The 22,676-nt window shown below is 60.0% G+C and carries 16 protein-coding genes and 1 pseudogene; 6 read left to right on the top strand and 11 right to left on the bottom strand.

The features are described from left to right. The 4 genes and pseudogenes from A37A_RS16240 to A37A_RS0106750 form a co-directional block, all read left to right on the top strand. Positions 1-470, top strand: a pseudogene (locus A37A_RS16240) (hypothetical protein); the annotation flags it as partial. 158 nt (positions 471-628) lie between these two features. Beyond that, positions 629-1,042 carry a DsrE/DsrF/DrsH-like family protein gene (locus tag A37A_RS0106760; protein WP_020494130.1) on the top strand — a complete coding sequence of 138 codons (414 nt, stop codon included), beginning with the start codon at positions 629-631 and terminating at the stop codon, positions 1,040-1,042. A gap of 54 nt (positions 1,043-1,096) precedes the next feature. Further along, positions 1,097-1,339, top strand: a complete 243-nt coding sequence (locus A37A_RS0106755; protein WP_018290763.1) for a sulfurtransferase TusA family protein — start codon at positions 1,097-1,099, stop codon at positions 1,337-1,339. Positions 1,340-1,398: 59 nt separating this feature from the next. After that, the gene (locus tag A37A_RS0106750; RefSeq protein WP_018290762.1) at positions 1,399-2,541 is read left to right on the top strand and encodes an NAD(P)/FAD-dependent oxidoreductase; all 1,143 of its coding nucleotides are present in this window, start codon (positions 1,399-1,401) and stop codon (positions 2,539-2,541) included. A gap of 52 nt (positions 2,542-2,593) precedes the next feature. Here the strand turns inward: A37A_RS0106750 and A37A_RS0106745 are convergent, their stop codons facing one another. The 7 genes from A37A_RS0106745 to A37A_RS0106710 form a co-directional block, all read right to left on the bottom strand. After that, positions 2,594-3,343, bottom strand: coding sequence for a sulfite exporter TauE/SafE family protein (locus A37A_RS0106745; protein ID WP_018290761.1), 750 nt, complete (start codon positions 3,341-3,343; stop codon positions 2,594-2,596). Between the two features lie 196 nt (positions 3,344-3,539). Then, on the bottom strand, positions 3,540-6,764 hold the full coding sequence (locus A37A_RS0106740; RefSeq protein WP_018290760.1) for an efflux RND transporter permease subunit: 3,225 nt from the start codon (positions 6,762-6,764) through the stop codon (positions 3,540-3,542). Between the two features lie 2 nt (positions 6,765-6,766). Further along, complete coding sequence (locus A37A_RS0106735; RefSeq protein WP_196799523.1) at positions 6,767-8,206, bottom strand: efflux RND transporter periplasmic adaptor subunit; 1,440 nt, start codon at positions 8,204-8,206, stop codon at positions 6,767-6,769. Between the two features lie 89 nt (positions 8,207-8,295). Further along, positions 8,296-8,811 carry a hypothetical protein gene (locus A37A_RS0106730; RefSeq protein ID WP_018290758.1) on the bottom strand — a complete coding sequence of 172 codons (516 nt, stop codon included), beginning with the start codon at positions 8,809-8,811 and terminating at the stop codon, positions 8,296-8,298. A gap of 1,018 nt (positions 8,812-9,829) precedes the next feature. Next, on the bottom strand, positions 9,830-10,831 hold the full coding sequence (gene floA, locus A37A_RS0106720) for a flotillin-like protein FloA (protein WP_018290757.1): 1,002 nt from the start codon (positions 10,829-10,831) through the stop codon (positions 9,830-9,832). Then, positions 10,828-11,304 carry a hypothetical protein gene (locus A37A_RS0106715; protein WP_018290756.1) on the bottom strand — a complete coding sequence of 159 codons (477 nt, stop codon included), beginning with the start codon at positions 11,302-11,304 and terminating at the stop codon, positions 10,828-10,830. The genes floA and A37A_RS0106715 overlap by 4 nt, the downstream gene beginning before the upstream one ends. Continuing rightward, complete coding sequence (locus A37A_RS0106710; RefSeq protein WP_196799522.1) at positions 11,301-12,701, bottom strand: nodulation protein NfeD; 1,401 nt, start codon at positions 12,699-12,701, stop codon at positions 11,301-11,303. The genes A37A_RS0106715 and A37A_RS0106710 overlap by 4 nt, the downstream gene beginning before the upstream one ends. Positions 12,702-12,870: 169 nt before the next feature. Between A37A_RS0106710 and A37A_RS0106705 the strand changes: the two genes are divergently transcribed. Continuing rightward, entirely contained in the window at positions 12,871-14,442 is a 1,572-nt protein-coding gene (locus A37A_RS0106705) for an outer membrane beta-barrel protein (RefSeq protein ID WP_018290754.1), read from the top strand. Positions 14,443-14,473: 31 nt separating this feature from the next. Here A37A_RS0106705 and A37A_RS0106700 read toward each other — a convergent pair whose 3' ends face one another. Continuing rightward, positions 14,474-14,965, bottom strand: a complete 492-nt coding sequence (locus A37A_RS0106700) for a hypothetical protein (protein WP_155996507.1) — start codon at positions 14,963-14,965, stop codon at positions 14,474-14,476. Then, positions 14,934-15,926: a methionyl-tRNA formyltransferase gene (fmt, locus tag A37A_RS0106695; protein ID WP_018290752.1), complete on the bottom strand. Its 993-nt coding sequence runs from the start codon at positions 15,924-15,926 to the stop codon at positions 14,934-14,936. Before fmt ends, A37A_RS0106700 begins: the two co-directional genes overlap by 32 nt. A gap of 367 nt (positions 15,927-16,293) precedes the next feature. On the opposite strand from fmt, the gene A37A_RS16235 reads away from it, so the two are divergent. Then, on the top strand, positions 16,294-17,382 hold the full coding sequence (locus tag A37A_RS16235) for an L-threonylcarbamoyladenylate synthase (RefSeq protein WP_018290751.1): 1,089 nt from the start codon (positions 16,294-16,296) through the stop codon (positions 17,380-17,382). Here A37A_RS16235 and gyrA read toward each other — a convergent pair. Together gyrA and gyrB are read right to left on the bottom strand one after the other, a co-directional pair. After that, positions 17,346-19,940 carry a DNA gyrase subunit A gene (gene gyrA, locus A37A_RS0106685; RefSeq protein WP_018290750.1) on the bottom strand — a complete coding sequence of 865 codons (2,595 nt, stop codon included), beginning with the start codon at positions 19,938-19,940 and terminating at the stop codon, positions 17,346-17,348. The two genes, A37A_RS16235 and gyrA, sit on opposite strands and share 37 nt — an antisense overlap. Before the next feature lie 16 nt (positions 19,941-19,956). Beyond that, entirely contained in the window at positions 19,957-22,551 is a 2,595-nt protein-coding gene (gene gyrB / locus A37A_RS0106680) for a DNA topoisomerase (ATP-hydrolyzing) subunit B (RefSeq protein WP_020494127.1), read from the bottom strand. Between the last annotated feature and the right edge of the window lie 125 nt (positions 22,552-22,676).

Raw genomic sequence — 22,676 nt, 5'->3', positions numbered from 1 at the left:
GCAGTTACGAAGAAGCCAACCGCTATCTTGCGGAAACCTACTTGCCCGCCCATAACCGGCGCTATGCGCAAGCAGCAGCTTCGGCAGCCGACTATCACCGGCGGCGTCCCAGCGCGCGGGAGCTGGCCGAGGCCTTCTGCCTGGAAGAGGAGCGCGTGGTCGGCGCGGATTGGGTGGTCCGTTACCAAACCCGCTTCTTCCAGCTGGAGCGGCAAAGCCGTCATTACGCGCCAGCAAAAACCCGCGTGACGGTCCGGGAAAAACAAGAAGGAAAGCTAGTCATCCTCTATCGGAATCGGCCGCTGCGTTTCACCGAGATCGCTGGCAGGCCTGCGCCAAAACCCAAGCAGCGACCCGTGCCGCCGAGCCATTCTCCGACTAGCCGGAGAGTGGTCAATCCTCCTCCCTCCCACCCATGGAAGCGACCCTTCAAATGGCAAACAGCCGTGCAGTATCCACCAAAAACGTAACTTCGTAACCAAGGGGACATTTCTACTGTGGAGAAAAAGGGGACATTTCTATTGTGCTACGACAGGCACAAACTTCGTGCTTGACCGGGAAGGTTCTCTTTGCCGACATTGTAATGTCAAGACGTACGCCGCCCCTCAATCCTTATGGAAAGGCTCTTATGAGTGAGAAATTGTCGATCGTCCTCTTCTCCGGCACAGTAGATAAGCTCATGGCGGCCTCGATCATCGCCTCCGGCGCCGCTGCCATGCAGAAGGAAGTGACTATCTTTGCCACCTTTTACGGCCTCTTTGCCCTCCGCAAGGGGGATTGGAAGCAGAACCGCCGCATCAGTAAGGATTGCGAGGATTATGGGGCACAGTTTCTTCAAGTCTTGGAGGCAAAAAAGGCACCCAATTGGCTTGAGACTCTCCAGAGCGCCATGGATATCGGCAACGTCAAGGTGAAAGCCTGCGGGCTCACGATGGATCTCCTCTCCATCAAGCTCGAGGATCTCGAGCCGATCGTGAGCGAGATCGTGGGGGTCGCCCATTTCGTCGAGGAAGCGTCCGACGGGCAGATCATTTTTCTCTAGAAGAAGAACCAGCCGATCTCGGATGGTGCCAACAGAGAAACAAAGGGAGAACGTATGGATGGGATAAAGATCACCAAAGAGAGCGATGCGCGAGGGAGTTTTTGTCCAGGACCCCTCATGGAAATGATTCGCTTGGTGCGCTCGGCGAAGGTGGGTGACGTCGTCGCGGTCATTTCCGGCGACGAGGGAAGCAAAAAAGACATTCCCGCTTGGATCCAGAAGGCCCGCTACGAACTGGTCGGAATGGAAGAGGTGACAGCCGGAGCGACTCGTATCCTCTGCCGCAAGAACCACTAGCTGGGAAGATTGCCGCCTCTCTCGGGCGGTCGGTTCCTCAAGAGAAAGAAAGGAGCGTCATGAAAAAAATCCTGATTCTGGGAGGCGGAACCGCGGGAACGATCGTGGCCAACCGGTTAGCCCACCGGTTGCGGGCCGAAGATGCATCGGTCGAAGTCGTTAGCGATTCTCCTCTCCATTACTACCAGCCTGCGCAGCTCTACATCCCGTTCGGCGAGGAGGACCCGAGAAAGATCGCGCGCTCCGAGCGCAAGTTGCTCAACCCGAAAGTCAGCTTACGGATCGATACGATCTCCGAATGGCTTCCCGACAAGCAGGCGCTCCGTACTGCAAAAGGGGACACTATTTCCTACGACTATCTGGTCATTGCCACCGGCTCCGTTCCCTGCCCGGAAGCAGTGGAGGGATTTGTCGCCGGCGCGGATCATTTCTATACGCCCGAGGCGGCCTATCGTCTCTACCATAAGCTCAGCGAATTCGAAGGGGGAAGCCTCGTCGTAGGAGTGGGCGGAATCCCTTACAAGTGCCCGGTGGCTCCCCTCGAGTTCACCCTTCTTGCCGAAGCCTTTCTCACCCACAAGGGGATCCGCTCCAATACCGAGATCGTCTACACCTTTCCCTTGAACGACGTCTTCCAGATCCCCAGCGTCGTCCCCGTGGTTCGGGCTCTTTTCGAGCGCCGTTCCATCCGCGCGGAGACTTTTTTCAATCTCGAGGCCGTTGACGCCGAAAAGAAGGTCGTCAAGAGCCTGGAAGGGACCGAGCTTCCTTTCGACATCCTGGTGATGACCCCGCCCCATAAGGGAGCGCCCTTTCTCCGAGGACACCCGATGGCAGACAACGACGGATGGGTGAAGACCGATCGCAACACGCTCCGCGTGAACGGCCTTCCCAATGTCTGGGCACTGGGCGATACGACCGACCTGCCCATCAGCAAAGCGGGGAGCACCGCCCATTTCGAGGCACCGGTGGTCGTGGATCAGATAGAGGCTGCGATCCATCGGCAGGAGCCCCCACCCGGGAAAGCAACCTATAATGGGCACGTCACCTGCTTTATCGACGCAGGATATGGGAAGGCAACCATTCTGGATTTTGATTACTCTCATCCGCCGGCGGTGAATGAACCGGATGAATTTCGCCATCTCCAGAAGATCGCGTTCAACAAGCTTTATTGGTATCTGGTTCCGACGGCTGTCATCTAGTCGCCATTTCTCATAAATTTCGTAGCCGAGGCGCTGCGCGCGATCCTCTGTTTTATCGGATCGCGCGCAGCGCCACCATCGCTCCGACGAAGATCAACCAGACAAGTAGAAAGACTCGGGCAGGCTTCTTGGGAATGATGGTGCAGGCATAGGAGCCTCCGATGGCTCCCAATACCCCGCCTCCCACCATGGCATAGATCAGGTGCGCGTCGCTCGTCCCCTGATGGGCATGAATGCCCCCTCCAACCAGGGATAGAATCATGCCGAAAGCGATGTCCGTCCCCACCACCTCGCTCGGCGCAAGCTTGGTCAGAGTCAGAAGGAGAAGACTCCCCAAAGCTCCACCACCAGCGGAAAAGGAGCCGACCTCGAGTCCAATGAAGAAGGCCAAGGCCGGCAACCAGCGCAAATAGCGGTGGAGATGGAGACGATGCTCCGTCAGGGTAAACCAGAGGTTGAGCAGGGAGGAGAGAACGACCGTCAGGCCGATGACGAGCAAGAGGAGGGAGCCGAGATGGCCTTTTTGTGAAACATGAGCGAGCAGGAAGGAGCCGGCCACGACACCGGGAATTCCCCCAAGGATGAGAAGCAGCAGAATCTGCTGATTGATATCCCTCTTTAAAAAGTAGATGAGGCAGCTCGGGATCTTGATCAACGCCGAGAATCCCAAAGCGACGCCGACCGCTACAGCCGGTTCGATCCCAAGGAAGAGGAGGATGGGAACCGTAAGGGTGCCCCCTCCGACTCCGGTCAACCCGATGAGAAAGGCAATGCAAAAGCCGAGGAGATAAAATTTTGTCACGCCGATTGTCTCGTGTTTCTACCGTTCCTTAGCCTGCGAGTTCAAAGCTTTACCGCCGCCAGAGATTTTCGGCCGCCTGCTGCAATCGGATCCGGGTTCGGGAAGCGACAAGAAACGGGGATTCGCTCGTTGCGATCGGGAAAGGCCGTTGGGCCTCTTGAGGCTCTGCGGCCCTCGCCTCAAGACCGAGCCTGTTTCACAGCCGAACCGAGCTCGGTCTCGCCTCGGAAGGCTCATCTCCTCTTGACAGACCGCCGCCGCGCCAAAGGAAGTAGAGGATCGGGTAGATGAGCAGTTCGAGCACTCCCGAGGTCACGATCCCGCCGACCATTGGTGCGGCGATCCGCTTCATGACGTCCGCCCCGGTCTCCTGGCTCCAGAGGATGGGGAGAAGACCGAAGAAAATCGCGCAAATGGTCATCATCTTCGGGCGGATTCTACCGAGAGCGCCCTCCTCGATCGCCGCGCACAGATCAGCGCGCGACCGCATTCTCCCTTCACGGCTCCGCTCTTCATACGCATGGTCGAGATAGAGAACCATGATCACCCCCGTCTCCGCGTCGAGGCCGGCCAGCGCGATCAGTCCTACAGCCACCGCTACGCTTAGGTTGTAGCCGAGCCAGTAGAGGAACCAAAAGGCGCCTACCAGGGAAAAGGGGACGGCGAGCAACACTAGGAAGGTTCGACCCATCGACCGCGTGTTTAGATGCAACAAAACAACAATAATCACCAAGGTGAGCGGGATGAGGAGAAAAAGGCGCTGCTTCGCGCGAAGGAAATATTCATAAGAACCGGCCCACTCGACGTAGTATCCGGGAGGAAAAGCGACATTGCGGGCGATCTGCGCGCCCGCCTTTCGAACATAGCCGACGAGATCCTTGGCCGTGCTATCGACAAAGACAAAGCCGACGAGCTGGGCGTTCTCGCTCCGAACCTCGGGAGGGCCGAAGGTAAACTCAATGTTCGCCAGTTCTCCCAAAGGGACCTGGACGCCGGAAATCGGCTCTGATGGCGAGCTCCGGGACGGGCTTTCGACCGAAACGGTCGCAGGAGCCGCGCCCAACAGGATCCGAGAGAGCGCTAGCGGGTCCTGTCGAAAGTCTCGATTGTAGCGGACGCTCACGGGATATCGTTCCCGGCCCTCCACCGTAACGGTCACGGTGTTCCCGCCAATCGCTCCCTCGATCGCTTGGTTGACATCCTCGACCGTGAATCCGTAACGGGCCAACGCCTCGCGGCGAACCTGTATGTCCAGGTATCGGCCCCCTTCCACCCGCTCCGCAAAGACGCTCCGGGTGTCGGGAAACCCGGAAAGAGTGCGCTCGATCCTCTCGCCCAAGTCGCGGATCACGTTGAGGTCCGAGCCAAAGATCTTGATCCCCAGGTTTGACCGGAAGCCGGTCGTCAGCATCTCCGTGCGGGTCTGGATCGGCATCCAAAAGATGTTCGCCACTCCCGGGAACTGGAGCTGTCGATTCAGCTCCGCGACCAGTTTGTCCCAACTCATCCCTTTGCGCCATTGGCTTTCCGGCCGGAAAGTCACCACCGTTTCGGTCATCGAGAGAGGGGCGGGGTCGGTCGCCGTGTCCGCCTGCCCTACCTTTCCGAAGACGGTAGCGACCTCAGGCATTCGGGCGATGATCCGGTCCTGCGTCTGGAGGATCCGAGCGGCCTCCGCAATCGCCACCCCGGGCACGGCGGTCGGCATGTAGAGCAGGGTTCCCTCACCCAGCGGAGGCATGAACTCCGCGCCCAGGCGGGAGATCGGATAGAGAGTCGAGGCCAGCACCGCAACGGCGAGGAGAAGCACCGGAATTCGATAGTGGAGGACGAACCGGAGGATTGGATCGTAGAAGGCAAGAAGCAGCCGGTTGAGCGGGTTGCGCCTTTCCGGAACGATCCGTCCCCGAATGAACCAGAGCATCAGCACGGGAACCAGCGTTACCGAGAGCAGAGCCGCGAAAAACATCGCAAAGGTCTTAGTGAAGGCCAGGGGACGAAAGAGACGGCCCTCCTGAGCCTCAAGAGCAAAGACGGGAACAAAAGAAACCGTGATCACGAGGAGAGAGAAGAAGAGGGGACGGCCCACCATCTTCGCGGCAGCAAGCAGCACTCGGAGCCGCTCCTCTCCACGCGGATCCTTCCCGCTCTTCTCCCAGGCCTCCTCCAACTGCTTATGGGCATTTTCCACCATGATGACGGCTCCATCGACCATGGCCCCGATCGCGATGGCGATTCCTCCCAGCGACATGATATTCGCCGTCAGGCGCAGACTGCTGAAAGGTATGAAGGAGAGGACGATTGCCGCAGGGAGAAGCAGAATCGCCACTAGGGCGCTGCGTACGTGCCAAAGGAAGAGAATGCAGACCAGGCTGACCACGAGACTCTCCTCGATCAACTTCTTCCAAAGGGTGCGAATCGAGCGATGGATGAGCTCGGAACGGTCGTAGGTGGGGACCAGTCGGACTCCGGAAGGGAAAGAGCCCTCGAGGGTCTTCAGCTTTTTCTTGATTCCGTCGATCACCCGCAGGGCATTTTCGCCGTAGCGCATCACGACGATCCCCCCAACCGTTTCCCCCTTTCCGCCGAACTCCACTAGCCCTTGCCGCAAGTCTCCCCCAAGGGTGAGGCTCCCCAGTTGGCGGACCAGGATGGGAAAGCCCTGCGGGTCGGTGCGCACGACCACGCTTCCGACGTCCGCAAGGGATTGAAAGTAGCCCCGCCCGCGAATGTAATACTCCATGGTCGAGACCTCGAAGCTCTTCCCACCCACATCGCGGTTACCCTTACGAACCGCGTCGACGACTTCGGAGAAGCGCACACCGTAGGCCACCAGCTTGTCGGGATCGAGGTTCACCTGGTATTGGCGGACATAACCGCCGACGCTCGCCACCTCCGAAACGCCGTGGACGGACGCCAGGGCATAGCGGAGCGTCCAGTCCTGGAAAGAGCGAAGCTCGGCCAAGTCGTGGCTTCCCGACTCGTCGACGAGCGCGTATTCATAGACCCAGCCAACGCCCGTCGCATCCGGCCCCAAGGTTGGGCTGACCCCTTCCGGCAATCGGCCGCGAACCGAATTCAAGTACTCGAGCACGCGCGACCGGGCCCAATAGATGTCCGTGCCATCCTCGAAGATAACGTAGACAAACGACTTCCCGAAGATCGACTCTCCGCGGACAAACTTCACCTTCGGCGCCGAGATGAAGAGCGTCGAGATCGGATAGGTGATCTGATCCTCCACGAGCGTTGGACTCCGCCCCGTCCACTCCGTATAGACGATCACCTGAACGTCGGAGAGATCCGGAACGGCGTCCAAGGGAGAGCTCCGCAAAGCCACGATTCCCCAGGTGAGGCCAAAGGCGGCCAGCACACTCACCAAGAACGGATTGCGGCCGCTCCATTCGATGAGGCGCTCCAACATGGCTACATCCCAGGCATTCTGGGCATCCCTTGGTGATGGTGACGGCCAGCCGGCGGAGGAGCGGTCGGAGCAGGCTTCCCGGGCCCCTCCGTTCCCTCGGCAGGCTGCTCCCCAGACCAAATCTGCAAGGCCCCCTGGACACGGGACTCGGCGTCGATGAGGAAGTTCGCACCCGTAACCACCTGTTCCCCTTCGTGGAGCCCCGCGAGCACCTGGTACTCGTCGTCGAGTTTTTCCCCTAGCTGAACAAAGCGGGGCTCAAGATGGCCCCCGCCGTGATCGACGAAGACGACGAAACGCCGCCCTGTCGGAATCACGGCATCGCTTTGCACCGCCAGTTGTACCCCGTAGTCGAGATGAGCCGTCACGTCGGCGTACATTCCGGGACGGAGTTTGTGGCCAGGGTTCGGCAAGATGACCCGAACCTGCAGCCGACGCACCGCCTCCGTCAAATGTGGTTGCATAAAATCGATAGAACTCCGAAACCGCTCTCCCGGGAGCGCGGGAAGAGTCACCTCGCATGACTGGCCTTCCGAGATAAAAGGGGCTTGATCTTCCGAGAATTGCGCGAGAACCCAGATACGAGAAAGATTCACCAGCCGAAAGAGAGTCTGTCCCGCCGAGAAGCGCATCCCCTCGACCACGTTTTTCTCGTGCACATGGCCCGAGATGGGAGACAGCAGATCAAAGGTTCCGCGAATCCCTTTCCCGGTGCGCACGTCGTTGGTCGACATGCTCCAGGCATAGGTCTCGAGCTCCCGAATCTGCGCGTCAGTCAAGTCCCAGACGCGAATCCGATTCCGGATATGCACGAACTGCTGGTCGAGGAGGATGGGGTTTGCCTTTTGGATCAGAAGGCTCCTCCGCCAGGCGCGGTAGGCACGGATATAATCCATTTGGGCTTGAACCCAGTTCTCGGAAAGAATCGTGGCTAGCTTTTCGCCTTTGCGAACTCCCTTCCACAAATAATCGGCGTAGAGCTTGATGACATACCCGTCTCCAGCCTTTACGTTGATGTCGACCACCTTCGACTCATCGACAGCCAAAATGGCGGGAGCGCGCAATTCGCGCATGAGGCGGCGCCGCTCCACGACTCCGGTACGGACCCCGATTGCTTGCAGCCGCTCGGGAGGAACAAAAAAGGGGCTTGCCTTCGGGGTAGACTGATCCGAGACCCCTTGTGCAGCAGGAGTCGGAGAACCAGAAAGGGGAGTCTCTTCCGGCTTTCTGCTCGAAGAGGCATGCGCGTGAACGGGCACTAGATCCATGCCGCAGATCGGGCATTTGCCCGGAACGGGAGAGCGCACGCTGGGATGCATGGTGCATGTGTAATGGAGAATCCTTCCCTCTTCCTGGGAATCCGCGGCGGCCGAGCCGGTTTCGAGCCAACCCCACAGGCAGAGCGTCAGAAGGAGGAGTGGCAAAGATCGGCTGCTGTTCACGGATGGGAAGAAACTGCCTCTGAGGCGATCAAACACCCCTCGGAGGAGAAACCCTCGCCCACCTTTCGCGGGCGACGGCTTTCCTTCTCTCATCGCAAACCGGCGCCGGGTTCGCGCAGCGCCATCGGAGGATTCCAGAGGACTTCCGCCCCGAGAAAGGCTGCTCGCGCTCCCGTCGGCTGCCGAAGCTGCCGAAGGAAGGCCGAGGTCGGCAGAATCTCCCGCGCGGGGCGAGGAGAGTTCGGAAGGATTGCCGGCGCCTGGAGGCGGGATCCCTCTTCTTCCGAAAGGAACACTTCACCCGTGGCAAGAGACTTTTCCCGATCCATCCGCACTCCGGGCCTCGGAGTTTCTTGATCTTCTCCCCGAGGAAGCTCTGGGCTCGGTTCCTCTGGCCGCGCTTCCGGATGCCGAGTGGGGGAACGTCGCGACCCCGGCTGGTCCGGCGGAAGCGGCTCGACTTTCCCTCGGCGGTAGGCGAGAGCCGCCTGGATCGCCAGCAGGAGCAAAATGGCCAAAAGAGTGCGCCACTCGGTTGAAAAAGAGAACCCCGCTCCCACGATGGGAGCGATCCCTTCGGCTTCCTGGAGCCAACCAGCCATCATCTTCCCGCTCTCCCTTTTCGGACTAACCTGCCTATCTCACAAATTCGTAGCCGGGGCGCCGCCAATGGGCTTGGATGCGAGGCGCGGCGCCGGTTTTCCCCCGGAGCGGTATGAGACGACATCCTGCGAGGAGGGACAATCAAGCCCCAACGAAACAGCCGGGTCCATTACGCAAGCCGCAGGAGAACGTTTGTGTGGAGTCGAGGAGTGGCGCGGTGCGACGTAGGAGAGCCATAGCGGGAGCTGCCCCTTTCGGTATGACAGTGCCTGAGTATCTCTCCCTATCGGCCGTTTCCACTCCCCGCTCATCAAACCGAACAGGCAGATTTCCAGCATTCGGCTTCCGGACAAGGTTGGCGCAGGATTATGCCCACGGTAAGCTCCACGTACAGCTCCCGAGGGAGATGAGGTCGAACTTGCCTTCGCTTTCTCCTGCAACGTCATCGGGAGCTTCCGAACACGCAAGGGAGGTTGTAGGCGTACCGCCACTCTCCGTTCTCGCTCCTTCCGACGTTTCCCTTGAACTAAGGCCCCTTCCCTCCCTCGGACTTTCTCCGAGCTCACAGGTAGTATGGACCTATCCGACTCCCACCTGGTCCCGCTTCGGCCCCTCGCAGGGCAGCGNTCGGTCCGCTCGGGGCCANCCCGAGCTCCCGGCCAGATGGGCCTCCCGTGTTGATGCATCGTCCTTTGCCCGCATGCCCTCGCCCAATACCCCGGCGGCTCTCCCCAGTGCACGTATTGCTCTCCTTCCCAGGGAGACAACGGCCTTCGCTTCTTTCTCACGAGCTCGGCGTCCGCATTGCCGGTTTCGAGCCTTTGTTCAGCGTTCACTTTCCTTAGGGCCTGCTTGCTCGCTGACCCGCTTCCCGGGCCTTTTTCCCCAGAGGCTTCGACCGCTGGCGTTACCACCAGTAGCCGCTCCGAGTGCTTCCGGCTGGAGCAATCGTTGCCGGGTGGAGATCACTCCCTCCCCACTGGGCGATGCACCCTTTTCACGGCGCACAAGAAATGCAGGTTAAGAAGAAGGCACGCTCCCCGAAGTCATCCCCGAAGGTTCGCCCGCGATGTTCGAACGCATCGCCGTGTCGGCCTGGATGTTGCGCAGCCGGTAGTAGTCCATGACCCCGAGATTCCCTTTCCGAAAAGCATCCGCCATGGCCAGCGGAATCTCGGCTTCCGCCTCGACGAGCTTGGCCCGCATCTCCTGCTCCAAAGCCACGGCCGCCGCACGTCGCACCTCGGCTTTGGCTTGCGCAACCCGTTTGTCCGCTTCCGCCTGCTCGGCCTGGAGCTTCGCTCCGATGTTGTCACCAATGGTGACTTCGGCGATGTCGATCGAGAGGATTTCGAATGCGGTTCCGGAATCGAGGCCTTTCTGAAGAACCGTCTTCGAGATCCGATCCGGATATTCCAAAACCTCCTTGTAATTGAGCGCCGACCCGATCGTGGTGACGATGCCTTCTCCGACCCGAGCGATGATCGTCTCCTCGGTCGCACCCCCGACGAAACGCTCGAGATTGGTGCGAACGGTGACTCGGGCCCGCGCTTTCACGGAAATTCCGTCCTTGGCCACGCCGGTAATCGTATTTTGCCCCGTCGCCGGATTCGGACAGTCGATCACCCTGGGATTGACGCTGGTCCTCACCGCCTCGAAGACGCTCTTCCCGGTGCCAATCGTGGCCAAGTCGATCGCACACGCACGGTTGAAATCGAGAGAAATTTGCGCACGATCGGCGGCGATCAGGGCTCGCACCACCTGCTCCACGTTGCCACGCGCCAGGTAGTGGGATTCCAATTGGGCGGTGCTCAAATCAATGCCGGAACGGACCGCAGTGATGCGATTGTTTACGATGAGCGAAGGGGGGATCCCGCGCAGCCGCATGGCGACCAGATTGAACAAGCTCACCCATGCCCCGGAGATGAAGGCGCGAACCCACGTCCCGACGAAATTGATCACGAGAAACGCTCCGACGAGCGCGATGACAGCCAAAAGACCCAGAAAGAAAAGGGAAATCATGGGCTACTCCTCTCGCTTACTGCCTCCACAACCCACTGGCCGTCATGCCACGCGACCACCTGGATCTTCACACCTTCCTCCAGAAATCCGCTCTCCGCAATGACCTCTGTTCGCTTCTTCTCGATTAGGGCGACCCCGATGGGATGGCAAGGGGAAAGGAGAATCCCCTGTCGGCCAATCCACTCGGCGGATGGGCCGGCGGTCCGGCGCGGATTATAGAATTCCAGCGCCATTCGGTGCCCGATCCGGCTCTTCGGCAGAAAACGGAGCCAGGACCAGAGCAGCCCGCCGAACAGAAAGAGGCTTGCCGCCAGCGTCTCCAAGCCCGCTTTCCAGCCGAAACTCACAAAGGCGAGGACCACCCCCGTAAAAAAGGCGATCGTCGCGAGCCATCCCAGGATCGTGCTGGGGAAGAAGATCTCACCAATGAACAGAAGCAGACCCACCAGGAGGCAAAAGAGAATCTCGATCATCTCTCCTCGTCCAATGCCTCGACGACGACACGAACTCCCTCCGTCGAAACGATCCGCAGCCGGCTGCCCGCAGGAACGAAAGCCCCCGAGGTCACGACGTCGACCAACTTATCTCCAAAGCGTGCGGTTCCCGCAGGCCGCAGAACGGTAAACGCAACCCCTTCTTCTCCGGGCCGCACGCGAGGAACTGTTTTTTCCACGGAGATCCCTTCGGGACCCAAACTCAAACGCCGTGTCGGCAGGAACCGAGCGGCAATCGCCCCCAAGGCGAAGGCTCCCAACGCGGCCAGCGCGAGCGAAAGGAGCGGCTGGGCGAGCCGCTCGGCTCCGATCCAGACCGCCTCTTTGGGATACCGATCGACCATGGCGTAGAGCAATCCCATGACGACGAGAATCAACCCGGCCATCGTGGGCAGCAGAAGGCCCGGCAGGAAGAGGAATTCGAGAACGATTAGCCCGACCCCGGCAATAAAGAGAAAGAGCGGTTCCCAACCGCTCAAGCCCGCGAGATAGTGACCAAAGAAATAGAGGAGAAAACAGAGCAAGGCCCCGCCGCCAAAAAGCCCAAAAGAGCCGCCGGTCTTGATCTCCAAGTAGCCCAACAGAAGGCCAAGCCCAAGGAGCAGCGGACCAGTGGCCATCAGGGCGCGGGCAAGCTGCTCGAAGCCGGTGGGACGCAACTCCCGCACGCGCACGCCAGGGCCACCAATCTGGAGCGCCAAGCTCCGCAGATCCGCAACGCTTCCCTCGGAAAGCAACGGTTCCGGAGGATGGCCGTAGCGACGCGCCGCCTCGGTATCCGTCAGCGTCAGCACCTTCCCTTTCGGTAGAAGCGGAGTCCCCTCGATCACAAGGCCGCCTTCCCGATCCACCATGGCGTCGAATACCGCCGGATTATGGCCGTGCCGCTGCGCCGTCGCCCGCACCAGCGCTTGGTAGGCCGAAAGTATCTTCTTCTCGTAACTTTCGGGGATGTTCTGAACCGACCCGCCGCCGGGAGAGGCGAGAACTGGGGTGGCGGCGCCGATTACGGAACCGGGAGCCATGTAGATATGCCGGGTCGCCGCCGCAACGAACGCGCCGGCCGAAAACGCCTTCGGATCGACAAAGGAATAGGTCGCCTCCTGATTCGGAAAATGCTCGAGGACGCGAATCATCTCCTCCATGGCGTCCGCTCGGCCTCCGGGAGTGTCCAAATCGAGAACGATTGCTTTCGCTCCCTGGGAAACTGCTTCTTTGACCCCGCGCCGCACCAAGTAGACCAGAGCCGGTTCGATTTCGCCATGCACCGGAACCACGTAAATGAGATTGTCCGCCTGAGCGGCGGCGGCTTGGGCGAGGAAGACAAACATCCCAAAGAGCTTCCAGGAGAGGCTCAAGCCGGCACCGCTGCGCATAGGCTGTGCTCCACCTTCGGCCAAGGAGTCATGGACGTCAATCCCGGGCCCAAAGAGCATTGACAAGATTCGGCTTCTTGCGCGAGGCTTCTCCACGCATCAGGGCAGACGAATGATAACGCTACTCCTTTGTCTGAGAGAGTCGGCTTTCTCAAGGAAAAGCTTCGCCGTGCTCGCGTCACTGCTTCTCCTATGGATCGCGGCACTGCTCCCGGCGTTGGCTGCCGTCCCGGCGTTGGCTGCCGAGGAATCGGCGAGCGCCGATTCCTCTGGGACGGCGACCAGCGCAGGCCAGAGTTCCTCGACCCAGAGTTCGTCGAGCCAGAATTCGCAGGTAGCGGAGTTGATCAAGCGGTTGGAGGACCAGGGGATTCCGGTCCAGGCGAACACCAAGGGGATCGTGCTCTCGGGGTATGTGGATGCCAGCTACACCTACAACGCGATCAACGCTCCTTCGTTTAACCAAGTGCCTGGTTTTACGCCGCCGGCGGGCTATACAGGGCCGACCAATGCGGCGGGGAGGGCCTTAGGGTATCCGGCGATTCCTGGACGGGAGCCGGTGGATGGGATTCCTGGCGGGGGCTTCAACATGAACGCCTTCAAGCTGGCCTTGGAGAAGCCGTTGACCGAGGAGAACCGGTGGCAGGCCGGTTTTCGGGCCGATCTGATCGTGGGGCAGGATGCCTCGATCGGGGCTCCGGACACGATCGGGGGCTTGGGGACCAACTACAGTTCGCTGGCTCTCTTCAACACCTCGAGCTTCTGGTTGGAGCAGGCCTACGTGGTTTTCCGGGTGCCGGTGGGCAACGGGCTCGACATTCGGGTTGGGAAGTTCGTCGATCCGGCGGGCTACGAGGTGGTGGAGCGGCCGGTGAACCTCGATTTCAGTTATGGGCTTCTCTTCAGCAACCTCTTGCCGACGACGCTGACAGGGATGCAGGCGATCTACCATTTCGACGACCAGTGGTCGACGAGGTTTGGGGTGGCTGACGGGGGCTTCGACGTCTCCCGCGGAGGCTACAACTACAACGGATACCTCAACAACACGATCGATAGCAACGCGGCCTATCTTCTCTTTTGGAATGGGCAGTGGGAGTCCAAGGGCAAGAACGCCATCTTGAGCGCGACGGCCATGTACGGCTTCAACGGGGTCAACCCTCCGGGCTTCGGAGCCTCTCCGATCGACGGGATGGCCCAGCCCTACGGGATCGCGCAGGGGATTCGCGGCGAGGGGACCTTCAACCAGAACAACGCCTTCTTCCTGGGCGATGTCTGGGGCTCCTGGGCTCCCAAGTTTGCCCACGACAAGCTGCTCCTGGGCTTCGAGTTCACCGGAGGCTTCTACAACAATGACGTCAGCTACGTCTCCCCCGCGGTCAGCGGGCTGCCCGTCGGCCTCTATAGCGGTCCCTCCAACTGGTATGGCGCCGCCATCCACGCGAAGTACCAGTTCAACTCGATCATCAGCCTCTCCCAGCGGGCCGAATGGATGCAGGCGGGCTGGAACAGCATCCTGGCCGGCCATGACGCCCCCACCGATATCTGGGAATATACCGCTACTCTGGCCTTCGACCTCGCCGATAACTTCATGATCCGCCTCGAAGGAAGAGTCGATTGGGGCCTCGGGGTCATGGCTTACTACGGCTATCCCTTCCAGGGAACCACCTCCCCAAGCGCCCTCCTCTCCTCCGCCAATGGCCCCATCTTCCTCGGCGCCCTCGAATTCGTCTACAGCTACTAGCCTGCTTGTCTCACAAGCGTCGGAGACCGCATCAAGCGCGAAAGCCCCCGATCGCCGAGGGTGAATCTCGCCCCCCTGCTCTGCTTCGGATGACGGCATACCGTCCGATGATCCCGCCATCTCTTGTCCTGTGCCAGCTCAGCAACCGTAGCGGCAGCCGGGCTCCCTCCAACGGGTGAAATTCGGAAAGGAAAGGGGCCGCTCGCCCGTCCCCGAAATCCGGCCGCCATCGGACCCAGATCTCTTCCACTCGCCCCGTTTGGAGAGCAATTCGATTCCAGTTCGCGTCTCCCAAAAGGCAAATGCCGGACGAACACGGAAGGAGGAGGCGCGGGAGCTGAGCCAAGGGAATCTTGCGGGCGCGCAGTCTGCCTGCTCGTTCCGACAGGTCCCAGGGGCTCCAAAGTTCTTCCGGCATCCGCACCCTTCGCCCACGGCAGAGCAGTTCGGTAAGGATATGGGCACCCACGGGCTGAATCGATAGGCGCCCGTCAAGAAAGAGTTCCGTCAGCAGCACGACCATCGCCGACAGCGAGCCTCTCTCCCAACACGGAACCCAGAGTTAGACGAACGCCTCGCGCAAATTCCGCCGCAGCCATCCGCCGCTTTCCTTCGATCTGCACATCGCGCAGAAGAAGGCCGCCGCCCCCTCCCGCAGCGACGAAGATCCCATGGGAATCGATCCACACCACCTCACCGGGTCTTCCGGAGCCTCGAGTGGACGCGATGGCTCCAAAGATCTTGAGCATGCGCGTCTCTCCCCGCTCGCAAAGCCATGTGTAGGCGACAGGCCAAGGATTCATCGCCCGAATATGCGCGTGGATCTCCCACTTGTCTTGGTTCCAGTTGATCTCCCCATCCTCTTTGGACAACTTTCTCGCGTAGGTCGCCGTGGCCGGATCTTGTGCCACCCGCTTGGCCGAGCCGTTCGCAAGCTGATTGAGAGCTTCTAGGATGGCTCGCGACCCCAATTTCGCCAAGCGCGCCTGCAGGGTTCCTGCCGTGTCCGTAGAACGAATCAGCAGCTTCTTGGCTAGCAAGATATCGCCTGTATCCATTCCTTCGTCCATCCAGATCACAGTGACCCCGGTCTCCCGGACGCGGCTACGGATCGCCGCCTGGATCGGCGCGGCCCCCCGATGGCGAGGGAGAAGCGAAGCATGCAGGTTGAGCGCGGCCCGGCTCGGAATCTCCAATACCTCCCGCGAGAGGATTTGCCCGTAGGCGACGACGACTAGGACATCCGGTTGGAGGAAGCGGATCTGCTCGATGGCGGTCGGAGAATTGATCTTCTCCGGTTGATAAATCGGGAGGTGGAGCTCCAGTGCGGCGGCCTTTGCTGAGCAAGGGGTGGGAAGACGATGTCGCCCCGAAGGACGGTCGACCTGAGTGATGACTCCGTGCAACCGATAATCCCGATGGACGGCGAGCGCGCGCAGGACGGGGATTCCGAATTCGCCCGATCCGATGAAGACGATTCTCATGTTCTAGGCAGAAGGCCTCAAAGCAAAGGCCACGGTACTCAGGGCCGCCGCCGGCGCGGGTGTCTGTGACGAAGGGGTGCGGACAAGGGAGAAGCAGCGACGGGCGAAGCGGAAGCTTCCCGTTGTCCGAGTGACGCTCCGCAACCCGTGCACAGATAGTCGTAGATCTCCTTGCCAGGCAGCACGAGCAGGAGTCGCTCCCGGACCGCCATGGGTTTCCGGCACGAGGAACAATAAAGAGTGGAAGCCGAAAAACTTTCGAAGGAACGGCTCATGTGCTAAACTTATCTCTTGGAAGCGAAGAGCCGCAAGGCAATTGGTGCTCTGATGCTGCGTCAGCGGGAAGAACTCTCTTTTCCTCCCTTCTTTGAGATTCCGGGAAGACGTCAAAGCGATCGGGCGCCAGAAGACGGAGCGGACCATGCAAACCGCGTTTGTTTCCTCGGAGGTCGACTCGATCCTCGATCGAGCCGCAGACTTACTGCGCGCGGGAGAGATCGTCGGAGTCCCGACGGAAACAGTTTACGGGCTAGCGGTTGACGCGACCAATCCTGCAGCCGTAGCAAGGCTCTTCGAGCGGAAGAGGCGAGCTTTCTCTCACCCGGTCAGCCTCCTTTGCGCGTCGGGGCAGATGGCCTTTGGCCTGCTCAGCGATGTTCCCGAAAGCGCCGTCCGGCTTGCGGATCGCTTCTGGCCTGGGCCGCTTACCATGATCCTGCGCAAGCGATCCGAAGTAGTTTCCGATCTTCTGACGGCGGGCCTCCCGTTCGTCGGGGTGCGTGTTCCCGATCATCCGCTCGCCCTCGCCCTCTTGGAGCGCCTCGGCCGTCCATTAGCGGCCCCGAGCGCCAACCGCTCGGGGCATATCAGCCCGACCACGGCCACAGATGTCCGACGCGAGTTTGGGGAGGAGATTTCGCTAGTGATCGATGGCGGCTCTTGTCGCGTAGGCGTGGAATCGACAGTGATCTCCTTTGTGCTTCCGCGACCCGTCTTGGTTCGCGAAGGAGGAATTCCTCGGGAGTTCCTGCAGGAAGAGATTGGCTCCCTCGAGCCTCAGACGGAGGAAAGTCGTTCTCCGACCGATGGTCGCCTTCGTCGATCTTATGCGCTGCGGACGCCCCTCATCCTCGTCCAAGCGCCTGGAGAGGTTCCTCTCTCCGATCGAAGGGAGGCTGGGCTTCTCACCTGGGGGCCTTGCCGAGCGGGATTTGCCGTTTGCCATAGCCTTTCCCCGTCTCATCGCCTGCAAGAAGCAGCGGCTAATCTCTTCGGCCGGCTTCGGGAGCTCGACGAAAGCGGCGTGAAGCGGATTTACGCCATGCTCGTGCCCGACCATGGCCTTGGCCGAGCAATCAACGAACGGCTGCGAAAGGCAGCCAACGTTCCCGCTTCCCAGAAGAAGCTCGGCGACGAGACTCAGGCGAGCAGGCCTGCTTCTCCCTCCTCTTCCTGATCCGGCACCACGCGAGCGACGCGAATCAGCCGATCCCCTTGGTCAAGCTGGAGAAGTCGTACTCCTTGGGTATTACGGCCGACTCGCCGGATTCCCTTCACCGGCGTACGGACCGTAAGCCCCCTCTGCGTAAGGAGCATGAGCTCATCTCCGTCGACCACCGAGAGGGCCGCCACCACTTCTCCCGTCCTCTTGGTCATCTTCATGGTGATGACCCCCTTTCCGCCACGCCCCTGCCGCCGATATTCGTCAAAACTCGTGCGTTTCCCAAGGCCGTTAGAACCAGCCACCAAGAGTGTGGCGGCAGGATCGACCAGCGCAGCCGCCACCACCCGATCGTCCTGACCCAAGCGAATTCCCCGCACCCCAGCAGCGGTTCTACCCATGGAACGAACCTCTTCCTCGGAAAAGCGGATGCTCAAACCTTCTCGAGTAATTAAGACGACTTCGCGATCGCCCGCAGTGAACTTCACGTCGATCAGCCGATCGCGTTCCGAGATATGGATGGCTCGGATCCCCTTCTTGCGCACATGGATAAACTCAGAGAGCGGGGTCTTCTTCACCTGTCCGAGTGCGGTACAGAAGAAGAGGAACCCCGGGCGATCCCAGGCGGCTCCCTCTTCGGAGGAAGCTCCCACCCGAAGAAGGGCGGCAATCTCCTCGTCCTGCGCGAGTTCGAGAACATTAGCAATGCTTCTGCCCTTGGCCGCACGCGCCATCTCCGGAATTTCATAGACGCGCTCCACGTAGGCACGCCCCGCCGTGGTGAAGAAAATCAGGTGATCATGCGTGGAGGCTGTGAAGAGGTGCTCTACGAAATCGTTTTCTTCGGTCCTTTCGCCTTCCTGGGCCACCATCCCGATCACGCCGCGGCCGCCGCGCCGTTGCAGCCGGTAGTTGACCAAGCCCGTCCTCTTGATATAGCCCCGATGCGTCAGAGTGATGACCACCGCTTCCCGGGCCACCAGATCCTCAAAAGCGACCTCTCCTTCCGCCGGCACGATTTCCGTCCTCCTCGGGGTTGCCCGCTTGGAGGCAACCTCCAGCAGCTCCGTCCGGATCAGGTACAGGACCCGAGCCTCGCTTCCTAGAATCTCCTCGAGTTCGCGTGCTCGCTCCATCAGCTTTTGATACTCGGCGATGATCTTTTCCCTTTCGAGACCGGTGAGTTGGTAGAGGCGCAGGTCGAGGATTGCGTCGAGTTGCGCATCGGAGAGCAAGTACCGACCGTTCACCAACCGCTCGATATGGCGAACGACGATTCCGAAGCCTTCCACCTGCCCTTGAGTAAATTCATATCCCCCCAGTTCGATCCGGGCGGCTTCCCGATTCGCCGCTCCCCGAATGACGCGGAGGAACTCATCCAAGTTCGCCAGGGCGATCAGATACCCTTCCAGGATCTCTGCCCGCTCTTCCGCCTTCCGTAGCTCGAAGCGGCTTCGTCGCAGAACCACCTCTCTCCGATGCTCCAGGTAGGCGAGCAGCATCTCCTTGAGATTGAGAGTGCGAGGCCGTCCTCCGTCAATCGCCAGGGAATTCACGGCAAAGATCGTTTCGAGGGGAGTGAGCCGATAGAGATTGTTTTCGACGACCTTGGATACGGCATCGCGACGCAGTTCGATGACGACCCGAGTGTTCTCGTCGGATTCATCTCGGACGTCGCTCGCATCGATCAGCTTTTCGGTGATGAGATCGCCAATCCGCTCCACCAGCGTGGCCCGATTCACGTTGAAGGGAATTTCGTCGACGATTAGGGTCGATCGCCCGTTCCTCCCTTCTTCCACATGCAGGCGCGCCCTGAGTCGGACGCTGCCTTTTCCGGTCAGGAAATATTTCCGAATCCCCTCCTGGCCCACCACGATCCCTCCAGTCGGAAAATCGGGTCCTCGGACAAACTGGAGCAGATCCTCGGAGGTCAACCCGGGGTTATCGATGAGGGCGCAGACGCCCTGCACGAGCTCTCCGAGATTGTGCGGCGGGATGTTGGTCGCCATCCCTACCGCAATGCCGGTACTCCCGTTGACGAGCAGGTTCGGAAAAGCTGCGGGAAAGACGACAGGCTCGGTTCGCGTCTCGTCGTAGTTCGGGACGAAGTCGACCGTGTCCTTGTCCATGTCCGCCATCAGAAGCAAACCAAGATGGGTCAGCCGGGCTTCCGTGTACCGCATCGCCGCAGGCGGGTCTCCTTCCACGGATCCGAAGTTTCCCTGTCCATCGATCAGCAGATCCCGCATAGCCCACGGCTGAGCCATGTGCACCAGGGTGGGATAGATCGCTTGATCTCCGTGCGGGTGATAGTTTCCCATGGTCTCGCCGACGATCTTGGCGCATTTGAGGTGTTTCCGATTCGGAGCCAAGCCGAGCTCGTGCATCGAGTAGAGGATCCGCCTCTGCGAGGGCTTCAATCCATCGCGCACATCGGGGAGCGCGCGAGAGATAATGACAGACATCGCATAGTCGAGGAAGCAGTTGCGCATCTCCTCGGAGACGTCGCGCGACTCGAAGCGCTCCCCTCCCAGAAGCTGCCGCCCCTCTCCCTCTGTCGTCTCATCCGGCATGCGATCTATTCTCCCATTACACGTCGAGATTGCGGACGTGCAGCGCGTTTTCTTCGATGAACCGTCGCCGTGGCTCCACGACATCCCCCATCAGCGTTGCAAAGATCTCTTGCGCTGTAGCCACATCGGAGATGTCGACCCGCAAGAGCTTCCTACGTTCCGGGTCCATCGTCGTCTCGTAGAGCTGCTTCGGATTCATTTCTCCCAACCCCTTGAACCGCTTGATCTCGATCCCGCGCTTGCCAACCTCCTTGACGGCCGTCAAGATTTCGTTCGGGGCGTAGAGAAGCCGCCGGCCGCTCTCTTCCTCCCCTTCGAAGAAGGCGTACAGAGGCTCTGCAGAGCGAGCCCGGGAGATCGGCATCCCCAGTCCGGCCAGTTGGTCGAGCTTATCCCGGATGCTTTTGCTTTCATAAAGCTCAACATGGGTCGCCCGGCGGAATCGCGATCTCGACTCTTCCTCGCCATCGCCACCTTCAACGGGAGTCGTCTCTGCTCCAGCCGGCTCCAGCGACTGCTCGCCCCCTACGGCGTCCGCCGGCTGCTCTTCCGAAGAGACCCCGGTCTCGCCATTTCCATTTTCGTGTTCAAAAAGAGCCAAGTCGGGGTTGGCTTCGGCGTAGCGGGCTAAATCCCCATCCGAGCAGAAGAAATGCACCTCCTCCTGGTTACCTTCTCGTACCCGGACGAGGTGGAGCGGCAGCACCCCCGTCTGCGGGTCCCGGTTCTCCAGATAGGCCTCGAAATCGGCCCCATGATTCTGCAAGGAACGGGCAAACCGATCGAGATTCTCTAAACGCTCAAGGATCTCCACGAGCTTTGCTCCAGAAAAGAGATGGCCTGCCCGGAGGTCTTCGACCCTGGCATCCTCCGCTCCCTGCTGGATCAACATCTGGTTGAGCTCTGCATCGTCTCGGACATACCATTCCTTCTTCTTGCGGGTCACCAGGTAGAGGGGGGGCTGCGCGATATAGACGAATCCCCCACGAATGAGCTCCTCCATCTGTCGATAGAAGAAAGTCAACAGGAGAGTCCGAATATGGGAGCCGTCGACGTCGGCGTCGGTCATCAGGATGACCTTGTGATAGCGAAGTCGGTCGAGTTGAAAGGCTCCTTCCCCCTCGCCCCCTCCGATGCCCGTGCCGACCGCCGTGATGATCGTCTGGATCTCTTCGTTCTGGAGGACCCGATCGAGCCTGGCCTTCTCCACGTTGATCAGCTTCCCTCGAATGGGAAGGATCGCCTGGAAGAGCCTGTCTCTCCCCTGCTTGGCGGAACCACCGGCGGAATCTCCTTCGACAATGAAGAGTTCCGCTTCCTCAGGACTGCGAGTGGAGCAGTCGGCAAGCTTTCCCGGCAATCCCTTTCCGGAGAGGGCGGTTTTGCGGACCGCTTCCCGCGCCTTCCGAGCCGCTTCCCTGGCACGTGCCGCAGTCAGCGCCTTCTCCACGACCTTTCGAGCGACGGCGGGATTCCTTTCGAAAAAGGACATCAGCCCGTCGTACACCAGGGATGAAACAACTCCATCGACCTCGGGCGACACCAGCTTGACCTTGGTCTGGGATTCGAAGCTTGGATTGGGATGCTTGAGCGAGAGAACGCAAAAGAGACCCTCCCGAACGTCATCTCCGGAGATCGCGGGATCTTTATCCTTCAACAAGTTGTTGATCTTCGCGTACTGATTGACGGAGCGAGTGAGGGCCGTCCGAAAGCCTGAGAGATGAGTGCCGCCATCCGCATTGGGAATCCCATTGGTGTAGCAGAGAATCTGGTCCGCATATCCCTCGGTATATTGCAGAACGCAATCGAGCAGAATGTCGTCCTTCTCCCGAGCGATCACGATGGGCTTCGGGTGAAGGAGTTCCATGCTCCCGGTGATCTGCTGGAGAAACTCCTCGATCCCCTGCTGATAGAAGAAGCGCTGAATCTTCGGCTTGTCGGCATCCAGGACCCGCTCATCGGAAAGGGAGATCTCCAAGCCAGGGTTGAGAAAGGCGAGCTCGCGGAGTCGCGGCGCGAGGATGTCTGTCTTGAACTCCTGGGTCAAAGTAAAGATCTCGGCATCCGGCTTGAACGTAATAAAGGTGCCGGTGGTTCGGCTTTTGCCAATGACCTCCAAAGGCTTAACGGTCTTTCCTCGGCGGAACTCCATGTGATAGACGTTTCCGTCCCGGGAGACTTCGACGTCGAACCATTCCGAAAGTGCGTTGACGCACTTTGCTCCCACTCCATGAAGCCCGCCAGAATACTTGTAGACCCCTTGGCCAAACTTGCCTCCCGCATGAAGGTTGGTCAGAACAAGCTCGACTGCCGGAATCTTGAACTTCGGATGAAGATCCACCGGAATGCCACGCCCGTTGTCGCGAACGGAAAGCGACCCGTCGATGTGGATCGTCACCTCGATGCGAGTGCAATGACCGGCTAGATGCTCGTCAATCGAGTTATCAAGGACCTCAAAAACGCAATGGTGCAACCCGCGCTCATCGGTATGGCCGATGTACATTCCGGGGCGCTTGCGCACCGCCTCCAGGCCTTCCAGTTTCTCGATTTTTGACGCATCGTACGGAACCGAATTCGCCGGCAATTGGCGCGATAGCCCTTCAAGAGACATCGTAGCAACTTATTCGGCGGCATGCTACGACACTTCGCTCTTGAAGACAAGCCGAACGCTTCCCCCTTCCGTCTATGGCGGCCTCGGTGGTCCGCCGAAGATTGCGCTTTCCCTTCTCTCGGAGT

Origin of the sequence: Verrucomicrobium sp. 3C, assembly GCF_000379365.1 — a bacterium.
Lineage (GTDB): Bacteria > Verrucomicrobiota > Verrucomicrobiia > Methylacidiphilales > Methylacidiphilaceae > Methylacidimicrobium.
The sequence above is the reverse complement of the archived record's forward strand: the minus strand, read 5'-3'. Positions and strand labels throughout refer to the sequence as shown.

Excerpts from the sequence above, each read along its gene's own strand:
- A37A_RS0106760 (WP_020494130.1), top strand. The coding sequence starts at position 629 with ATGAGTGAGAAATTGTCGATCGTCCTCTTCTCCGGCACAGTAGATAAG.
- A37A_RS0106755 (WP_018290763.1), top strand. The coding sequence starts at position 1,097 with ATGGATGGGATAAAGATCACCAAAGAGAGCGATGCGCGAGGGAGTTTT.
- A37A_RS0106750 (WP_018290762.1), top strand. The coding sequence starts at position 1,399 with ATGAAAAAAATCCTGATTCTGGGAGGCGGAACCGCGGGAACGATCGTG.
- A37A_RS0106740 (WP_018290760.1), bottom strand. The coding sequence starts at position 6,764 with ATGTTGGAGCGCCTCATCGAATGGAGCGGCCGCAATCCGTTCTTGGTG.
- A37A_RS0106730 (WP_018290758.1), bottom strand. The coding sequence starts at position 8,811 with ATGATGGCTGGTTGGCTCCAGGAAGCCGAAGGGATCGCTCCCATCGTG.
- floA (WP_018290757.1), bottom strand. The coding sequence starts at position 10,831 with ATGATTTCCCTTTTCTTTCTGGGTCTTTTGGCTGTCATCGCGCTCGTC.
- A37A_RS0106715 (WP_018290756.1), bottom strand. The coding sequence starts at position 11,304 with ATGATCGAGATTCTCTTTTGCCTCCTGGTGGGTCTGCTTCTGTTCATT.
- A37A_RS0106710 (WP_196799522.1), bottom strand. The coding sequence starts at position 12,701 with ATGCGCAGCGGTGCCGGCTTGAGCCTCTCCTGGAAGCTCTTTGGGATG.
- A37A_RS0106700 (WP_155996507.1), bottom strand. The coding sequence starts at position 14,965 with ATGGTCGTGCTGCTGACGGAACTCTTTCTTGACGGGCGCCTATCGATT.
- fmt (WP_018290752.1), bottom strand. The coding sequence starts at position 15,926 with ATGAGAATCGTCTTCATCGGATCGGGCGAATTCGGAATCCCCGTCCTG.
- gyrA (WP_018290750.1), bottom strand. The coding sequence starts at position 19,940 with ATGCCGGATGAGACGACAGAGGGAGAGGGGCGGCAGCTTCTGGGAGGG.
- gyrB (WP_020494127.1), bottom strand. The coding sequence starts at position 22,551 with ATGTCTCTTGAAGGGCTATCGCGCCAATTGCCGGCGAATTCGGTTCCG.